We start from the raw sequence: 8,156 nt of genomic DNA, 5'->3' as shown, positions 1-8,156 counted from the left end.
AATATTCTACCATTCACTCCCCCAACTCCCCCAAGTACTTTTCTCCAACCGGCAACCATTCACTCCCCACCTGTACCCTTGATTTTTGAAAAGCTTTTACTTTCTCCAAATTCACCACCACCGAGCGATGAATCCTTCGAAAACCCTGTGCATACAACCGTTCTGCCAGGTTTTTCAAACGATCCAAAGTCAAAACAGGTTTGGCCTGAGATTCCAGGAAAATTTTCACATAATCCCCCATACTCTCCAGGTACAATACATCTTTGAGTGAAATTTTGATCTTTTGGTATTCTGAAAAAACAAAAATATGATCCTCCAGAGGAGTAGGAGAGGGGGCGCTTGCTGCATCCGCTTTCCGTTGCAATTCCAATAAATCCGCCGCTTTTTGTAGGGCCTTTTTGAATCTTTCCGGGGCGACTGGTTTGACCAGATAATCCACCACATCCAGGTTGAAACCCTCGTGGGCAAATTCCTTATACGCCGTCACAAAAATGATCATGGGGCGTTCATCCGGCAGGGCTTGTACAAATTGTAGCCCGCTGATGTCTGGCATGTTGATGTCACTCAAAAGTAGGTCTACCGTATTATTTCGCAGATATTCGGCCGCTGTGGAGGCGTCGGTAAAAGTGGCGAGTAAGGTCCATTCTGGTATATCCCGGGCGTATTTTTCGATGAGCACCAGCGCCAGGGGTTCGTCGTCGAGGGCGATGAAGGTCATGGCGCCAGGTTGATTTGGAGCTTGACCACATGGGTTTGCCCGTCATTTTGCAGATTCAGGCTGTGTTTATCCGCATAGGAGTGCTCCAGGCGTTGTTGGGTATTGGTCAGGCCGATGCCGGAAGGATTGCCACTTTCGGCGGGTTTGAGCGGCAGGACGGGATTTTTTACTTCGAGCATAAGTTGCTTACTCTTGAGTTGGATGGCAATCAAAATGTCGCATTCCTGCTTGGTTGTTAGGCCATGTTTAAACGCATTTTCAATAAAAGGAATTAAAATCATTGGCTCAATTTCGATTTCCGGCGGCACTGCGCTGGGCAGGTCCACTTGCAAATGGACGTTAGGCGACAAGCGTAGCCGTTGCAGGGCGATGTAGTTTTGGATGAATTCAATATCCAGGGCAAGGGGGACTTTGGGTTTGGCACATTCGTACAAAATGTAATTGACCATTTCCGAAAGCTTCAAAAGGCCGTCTGGCGTTTTTTCTGGTTCAGTCAGGGAAAGTACATATAGGTTGTTGAGGGTGTTGACCAAAAAATGTGGATTGATCTGGGATTTTAGCAAGGCGATTTCAGCCTCTAGCCTGCGGCGGTTCGCTTCCTCTTCCGACTTCTTTTTCTTTTCAAATGCCGAAAGCCCGCCTACCGAGGCTGCTGCACCAAAAAGCATCAGCCCCAGGAAAACACTCGGGATGATCAAATACCGGAGTGGCCTTTCTCGGTACTCTTCTTTAGGTGTCGCTGTAGAAAGTTTTTCAGGAATGCGAAAATTGAGATCGACCACCACCGAATACCCTACATACCCTGTTAGAGCAAGCAAAACCATAAAAGTGAACAGAACTTTTTTGCCTGCAAAAAAAATGGGCAACAAGAGGCTATAAAACACATTGAAAAGTATAACAAAGCCCAAAACCCATAAGGTATTGAGCAAATAAAAGCCAGGCAACTTATCTGCGTTGTTGCCAGTAAAAGAAAAAACTGCCCAAATCGTGAGCCATACGGCAGCTTGAATGATTATGCGATTGTAAGTTTTCATATCTGGGACAAAGGTCGAGAAAAAATTGAGGCAAAAAAATAGGCCGGTAAGGTATTCACCGAGACATTTCCCCTGTTCATCGGGACTTCCGGTTTAGCAACCTTTAAAGTAGCATTTTTGCAGCGGATTTAAAAATCAACCGACACAACCAATGCCGACGCAAAATTTCAGCATCATGCAAAAATCAATCACCCTAACTGTTCTTTTTTTAGCACTGATCACCCGACTCAGTGCCCAAATGCCCGCAGGTGGCCCTCCTGCGGGTGCACGTCCTGGTGCAGGTTTCGACCCTTCAAAAATGAACATTGCCCGTGTGTACGGTAAAGTAGTAGACGAAGCCGGAAAAGGCGTCGGTTATGCTACCGTACAAGTATTGGGTAAAAAATTTAACCCGGCTACCCGTGCGCTCAAAGATACCATGTGGGCTGGCCAATTGACCGAAGAAAACGGCGATTTCAACATCGAAAAACTGCCCATGATGGGGGACTTCGAGCTGGTCATCAACTTTTTAGGCTATGCCGAAACCAAACAAAGTTTCAACTTCGGTATGTCCGCTCCCAAGGCCCCTACTGCTGGTGCTCCTGGTGGCATGCCCGCAGGCGGAATGCCTCCAGGGGGAGCTCCTGGAGGTGGATTCCCGGGCATGGGTGCTGCTGGTGCTAGCGAAAAAGATCTGGGCAACATCAAACTTAAAACCGAAGCCAAAACCTTGAGCGAAGTCACCATTACCGATAAGGCTTCGGTGGCTACCTTGGCGCTGGATCGCAAGGCCTACCGCATCGATAAAGACCTGACCACTGCGGGTGGAACTGCCCAGGACGCCCTCAAAAACGTGCCTTCCCTTTCCGTGGATTTGGATGGCAACGTGAGTTTGCGCAATGGCTCCCCACAAATTTTTGTGGATGGCCGCCCCACCACCCTTGCCTTGAACCAAATCTCTGCCGACGCCATCGAAAGTGTCGAGGTGATCACCAACCCTTCTTCAAAATTCGATGCAGGTGGTGGTACTGCCGGGATTGTGAATATTGTTTTGAAAAAAGAAAAACGCCTAGGCTACAATGGTAGCGTACGCGCCGGAACGGACACCCGTGGTGGCGTGAATTTTGGTGGAGACATCAACGCCCGGGGCAGCAAAGTCAACGTTTTTGGCTCCCTGATGGCCATGCGGAACCGGGGCAAAATAATCGGGGAAACTGTGCGTGAAAACTTCTTCGGCGAACCAGCTTCCAATCTGACGCAAGCTTCCGAAGGCCACATGAAAGGGATGTTTGCCAATGGCCGGGCGGGGGTAGACTTCTTGTTGGACAACCGCAATACCCTGACCTTTAGCGGCTCTTACGTTCGCGGAAAATTCAGCCCCAATGACGCCATCACCAATACGACCGACTTTTTGTATCCTGGCAATACCGTAACCAGCGAATATGTACGTAGCTCGGAGCAAGACCGCAACTTCCGCAACTTTGGGGTGACCACCCAGTTCAAACACCTCTTCCCTAAAAAAGGAGCAGAATGGACAGCGGACTTCAACTTCAACCAAGTGCGTTTTGAAGGGGGGAGTGCTTACCTGACCCAATACGATTCTGGACTCAGCAGCCGGGAAATGCAGGAAAGCCTGGGGCAAGGTAGCTTCATGACCATCCAAACCGACTTCATCAACCCGCTCAAAAAAGACTTCAAGCTCGAAGGTGGACTGAAAGCGGTAATGCGCAACAACCGTAACGACAACATGAACTCCGTGTTTGATGCCGATCTCAACGCCTGGCGGGCCGTTCCACAATTGTCCGACCACTTCAAGTTCGACGACGATGTGTACGCTGGATACCTGCAACTGAGCAAGACAAGCAAAAACTGGGGCTTCCAGGTGGGTTTGCGTGCCGAGAGCAGCCTTTACCGGGGCGCTTTGACCGATCGCGATTCTTCGTTCGCCATTTCCTATCCGATCAGCTTGTTTCCCAGTGCATTCATTACCCGGAAATTGAACGATCAGGATCAGCTCCAGTTGGCCTATACCCGTAGGGTCAATCGTCCCAATTTTTTCCAGACGATGCCATTTACCGATTTCTCCGATTCGCTCAACCTGCGCCGGGGTAATCCTACTTTGCTTCCTGAGTTTACCAACTCGCTGGAATTGTCGTACCAAAATATCTTTGCAAAAAATCACAACCTGCTCATCTCGGTGTATTACAAGCAGGCGAGCAACTTGATTGCATCCTACCAGTTTACGGAATACAATGATGTGTTGAAAAAAGAGGTGGTGATCACCAGTTTTTCCAATAGCAATAGTGCTTCCGCTACCGGAGCAGAATTCACTTTGAAAAACAGCTTCTTTGGCTGGCTGGATTTAACGTCCAACCTGAACCTTTTTATGGCTACAGTGGATGCCAGCAATGTGGAAAGTGGCCTGAAAGTGAACCGTACCAGTGGCTTTTTTAAAGAGATTGTACAGATCAAATTGCCAAAAGGTTTTGCTCTGCAGATCAACGGCGAATACCGCTCACGGGCTTCCTTTACACCATCCACCAACAACGACCCCTTCATGGGTGGAGGCCCTCCTGCCCAAAACACAGCCCAAGGTTACACCAAAAGTTACTGGTTCCTGGATGCTTCTATCCGCAAAGACATCATGAAGAATCAGGGTACTTTGACGCTTAGTGCATCTGACATTTTCAAAACCCGCAAGTTCGGTTCCTACACTGTAACCGACTTTTTTACTCAGGAAACTTCGCGGATCATGAACCCACAGTTACTTCGCCTGAACTTCTCGTACCGCTTCGGGAAAATGGACATGTCCCTCTTCAACCGGAAAAACAACCGGACGAACATGCAGGGTGGGGATATGATGCAGAATTAAGATAGATTGATAATTTACATCAGATTAAGGCGGCGTGTACCGGAGTTGGATATCCGGGCACGCCGCTTTTTGTTTATTTAAAAAAGTAGGTTAGCCCAAGCCCCAACACTCCACTCGTAGAAAAATTCCCGGAAACAGTAGACGCTGAATTATTGCCCGACTTGGGCTCTACCTGCAAATTGAACCCGCCGAAATACCCTCCCAGACCAAAACGTGGGCTCAAAAAATAGATCAAACCTGGATTCAGCCTTAATGAATAATACTGCCTTTTGGTGGAAATGTTTAGCGCTGCTTTCCCCGTAACTTGTTCGGTATAATCATTGTTTTGAAAAGTGGCAACAACATTCCCGGACAATACCAAGGCCAATCTTTCTTTTAAACTGATGTACCGATTGAGCCCTATGGATAGATCAGTAGTGGTGTACTCGTTTTTTGTTGCAGCTTGCTCACTGATAAACAAGGGTTGACCATTTGGTCGGGAATCTACGGCAGTATAGATGAGACTGAAGCCCACATCTTTGTAGGAGTAAAGGTTGGCCCCTAGGGTATAAGCCATCTTGTCGGTAAAGAAGCGCCCTCCACCAATGCTAATGCCCATATTGTTGGAACTGGTTTTTGTACCTGTGATGTTCCGATCATTTGCATTGTAAAAGGAAAGGCTACCATTCAGAAAGCCCTGGCCTTTGCTTAATTGTCCAAAGAGCGGCTGCAAAAAACTGCTTGAACCAATCAAACAGAGGATAAGTATGCTGTTTTTCATTGTCGAATAATTTTGGGTGGATGATTATTTGGATGCTGCTGGATGTGGCAGATAATACCGTAGGCTAAATATCGGAATGGCACGAAATTCCAGCTTACTGGCTTGGAGTGTAAAGTCTTGATTGCCAAAGTTGAATCGGGTAGACGAATAGGAGAATTCTCCCAATCCAGCCTCAAATGCAAAGCGTGGACTAAAGAAATAACTGATTACAGGGCTGAGTTGAACCTGGAGGGAAGGATTGCTTTCAATGTTTTCACCAAGATTGAATCGGCTAGTCACTTGAGCGTGCACAATCCCATAAAAGCCAGCCTTTAAATCAATATAATGGCGGATAAATGGACCAATTCCGAGCTGATAAAAGTGTTCGCTAATTGTGAAACTTCTGTATTGGAAAGGCAAACTTAGCCCCAGACTCCATCGAGAGGAAAGCATTATCCCTAATTCGGGTTGAAGTGTTGTAGAGAAATAGCTCTGTCTTTGTTGTTGCTGAGTTTCGAAGGAAAACTGCCCGCCCAGATGGAACTGACCGCCCTGAACTTGTGCAAGCAATTGATTGGATAAGCAAAAATAAATCAGCAGAAGTGTGGCAATGTGCCAAGGAGGAGCTTTGTATCCAGCCCTCCAATACAGTGTTGAAATGGGAATCATGATTTGAGCTTGAAAGGTATAAAGCAAAATTACTTTCTTTCAAGACGCGGGTAGCAATACAATTGCGGCTTTCCGAAATGCTAATATTTTGTTAAAAACCATGACGCGCCATCCTTCCGGTTATAACTCACTCAAATGAATAAGTTTCCTTAATGCCCGCCAAGGCAACTTCCGCCTTTGCCAATTCTACATTAAAACACTGCCGATTCACTATTGCACCCTCAGGCAAATTTTGATAATAAACGATCGCATCCGCTAAATTGCCAATAAAGGACCGGAAGTAGTTTCTAGTTTTTCTATCCTCCAGTTCAGTGAATTTACTGATCAATTGTTCCTTTAAATATTGGATGTACAATTTCATTTCTGCCATAAACATATGGGGGCGGCTTGGATTGTTCACCAGATTGGTTCGACCATAAATGTGGTCTATCATGGTTTTTAAGGAGACAATCTTCGAAAAATTCACAATATTGGGTCCGGGGCAAATGTTCACCGCCTTGTATTTTTCCAGAAACGTAACCCCGTGCGCTAGTGCAGCCGAGTTGCTCAATCCGATGCACAAACATTCTTTTTCCAGGACTACCGTTTGTTGCTTCTCAAATTCAGCTTCGGGCAAATCCATGGTTTTTAACTGCTTCAGTTTTAAATTCTGGTATTTATGTGATGCCGTACAAATGGGCTCTTTGGTGAATTCGGTATTAAAACTCAACAATTTTTCGGGACAAGGGCTTCCTGGTTTGCCTTTGACAATCCGGGTTTGTTTCTCGATGTCTGCAGTGGTCCCCCGCAAATAATGAAACCGCACACCCAAGGGGGAACTATTGCTCAAAACCAGATCCTGCTCTTTGGCCTGACTCAGTAAGTTGAGTGTATGTTCGTCCACTGTCGTTGCTTCAGGAACCAATAAAAATGGAGTTCCCCAGCCCGTGCTGGCCACCTCATAATGGGCGCGTAAAAAAGCATCTTCTTCAAAAGTGCCGATACCGCCCTGAACCGTAATGTCTACAGCTGGACTTTGGCTGAGTTCCCTACCGAGCTTTTGATTGATGGCGGTTTTGTAGAGTTCAAAAATGCCATCGGTCAGTTCCTGGCGTTTTGATTTGAATTCTTCCAGGATTGGCCCCAGTAAAAAACCATCACTGGCAAAAGCGTGGCCCCCACAGTTCAGCCCCGATTCAATTCTAAATTCACTCACCCAAATTCCTTTTTTGGCCAAAAATTTGCCTTGGATCAAGGCGGAGCGGTAATCACTTACTTTGATCACTATTTTTTTGCGGAACTGCAGGTTTTCATCCGGATCAAAAGCATCAACCTGTTCCAGGTAGGTGTATAGCCGGGGGTTCATCCCTGCCGAAAAAACGATCGCAGAATCAGCGAGGTCGCTATTGATGTAGCCACGCAAGGCAGTTACTGCATCCGATCCATTGGGGATGATGTCTCCATTTTTGTCCCACTTGTCGCCATCCACCTTGGTCATGATATTGACCAGAATACTCCCTGCTACCAGTTGTGTCCTAAGATGGTTCTGGATCGCCAAACGCTCTTCCTCATCAGTACAGCTTACCATGTTCTGATAGCTTTTTTTTAAGGGGCTATCTTCAGGAAGCATTTCAAAGTACTGCACAATTTCATTGCCTTCCACAAATGCTTCGGCCCGCATTTTCTGCATCTGTTCCTCCACAATGGCATTCATCAGGTTCAAATACGCCGTAATTCTTTTGGCACGGTAGTCTGGTTCTTTGGCGGTAATGTGCTCATAATGCCTACCTGTATTGCGACAATAATACTCGCGCATCGTTTCAGTCAGGTGGTCCTCCATGATGGAAACAACCGATGAAATGCCAAATCGAGCTACCTTGATCGGGGAGTCAATCGTATAAGAAAGTCCCATTACCGGGATATGGAAAGTATGCGCGGTGCGTTGATTCATTGTGCGTTTTTTAGCTGCAATCAGGCTATTCAAGGATGTAGGGGCTAATTAGGAAGAGGAAAGGAAAAGGGCAGCGATACATTTAAAAAAGGGTAATTGTCAAAGGTAAGCTTTTAACTGATGTTTGGAAATGACTTTTTGCAGCTGGTAAGTAACGCAGAAAAATTAACTTCCCGATTTTGGGTTTTGAATAGGAAGTCGAACGGTTCATTTCA

The 8,156-nt window shown here is 46.5% G+C and carries 6 protein-coding genes; 1 reads left to right on the top strand and 5 read right to left on the bottom strand.

The window, feature by feature from the left end; translation table 11 throughout:
• Positions 1-13: 13 nt before the first annotated feature.
• Positions 14-718 (bottom strand): LytR/AlgR family response regulator transcription factor, encoded by a 705-nt coding sequence (locus ACO08K_RS31970; RefSeq protein ID WP_421800572.1) that lies wholly within the window; start codon positions 716-718, stop codon positions 14-16.
• A complete protein-coding gene (locus ACO08K_RS31965; RefSeq protein ID WP_421800571.1) occupies positions 715-1,752 on the bottom strand; it encodes a sensor histidine kinase in 1,038 nt (345 codons plus the stop codon). The genes ACO08K_RS31970 and ACO08K_RS31965 overlap by 4 nt, the downstream gene beginning before the upstream one ends.
• Positions 1,753-1,927: 175 nt before the next feature.
• Between ACO08K_RS31965 and ACO08K_RS31960 the strand changes: the two genes are divergently transcribed.
• Positions 1,928-4,603: an outer membrane beta-barrel protein gene (locus tag ACO08K_RS31960; RefSeq protein WP_421800570.1), complete on the top strand. Its 2,676-nt coding sequence runs from the start codon at positions 1,928-1,930 to the stop codon at positions 4,601-4,603.
• A gap of 73 nt (positions 4,604-4,676) precedes the next feature.
• On the opposite strand, the gene ACO08K_RS31955 is transcribed toward ACO08K_RS31960, so the two are convergent.
• From ACO08K_RS31955 to ACO08K_RS31945, 3 genes are all read right to left on the bottom strand, one after another.
• Positions 4,677-5,363 (bottom strand): hypothetical protein, encoded by a 687-nt coding sequence (locus ACO08K_RS31955; protein ID WP_421800569.1) that lies wholly within the window; start codon positions 5,361-5,363, stop codon positions 4,677-4,679.
• Positions 5,364-5,387: 24 nt separating this feature from the next.
• Positions 5,388-6,011: a hypothetical protein gene (locus tag ACO08K_RS31950; RefSeq protein WP_421800568.1), complete on the bottom strand. Its 624-nt coding sequence runs from the start codon at positions 6,009-6,011 to the stop codon at positions 5,388-5,390.
• A 127-nt stretch (positions 6,012-6,138) separates the two neighbouring features.
• Positions 6,139-7,941: a hypothetical protein gene (locus tag ACO08K_RS31945; RefSeq protein ID WP_421800567.1), complete on the bottom strand. Its 1,803-nt coding sequence runs from the start codon at positions 7,939-7,941 to the stop codon at positions 6,139-6,141.
• Between the last annotated feature and the right edge of the window lie 215 nt (positions 7,942-8,156).

The organism is Haliscomenobacter sp., from assembly GCF_965225875.1.
GTDB lineage: Bacteria > Bacteroidota > Bacteroidia > Chitinophagales > Saprospiraceae > Haliscomenobacter.
The sequence above is the reverse complement of the archived record's forward strand: the minus strand, read 5'-3'. Positions and strand labels throughout refer to the sequence as shown.

Excerpts from the sequence above, each read along its gene's own strand:
- ACO08K_RS31970 (WP_421800572.1), bottom strand. The coding sequence starts at position 718 with ATGACCTTCATCGCCCTCGACGACGAACCCCTGGCGCTGGTGCTCATC.
- ACO08K_RS31955 (WP_421800569.1), bottom strand. The coding sequence starts at position 5,363 with ATGAAAAACAGCATACTTATCCTCTGTTTGATTGGTTCAAGCAGTTTT.
- ACO08K_RS31960 (WP_421800570.1), top strand. The coding sequence starts at position 1,928 with ATGCAAAAATCAATCACCCTAACTGTTCTTTTTTTAGCACTGATCACC.
- ACO08K_RS31965 (WP_421800571.1), bottom strand. The coding sequence starts at position 1,752 with ATGAAAACTTACAATCGCATAATCATTCAAGCTGCCGTATGGCTCACG.
- ACO08K_RS31945 (WP_421800567.1), bottom strand. The coding sequence starts at position 7,941 with ATGAATCAACGCACCGCGCATACTTTCCATATCCCGGTAATGGGACTT.
- ACO08K_RS31950 (WP_421800568.1), bottom strand. The coding sequence starts at position 6,011 with ATGATTCCCATTTCAACACTGTATTGGAGGGCTGGATACAAAGCTCCT.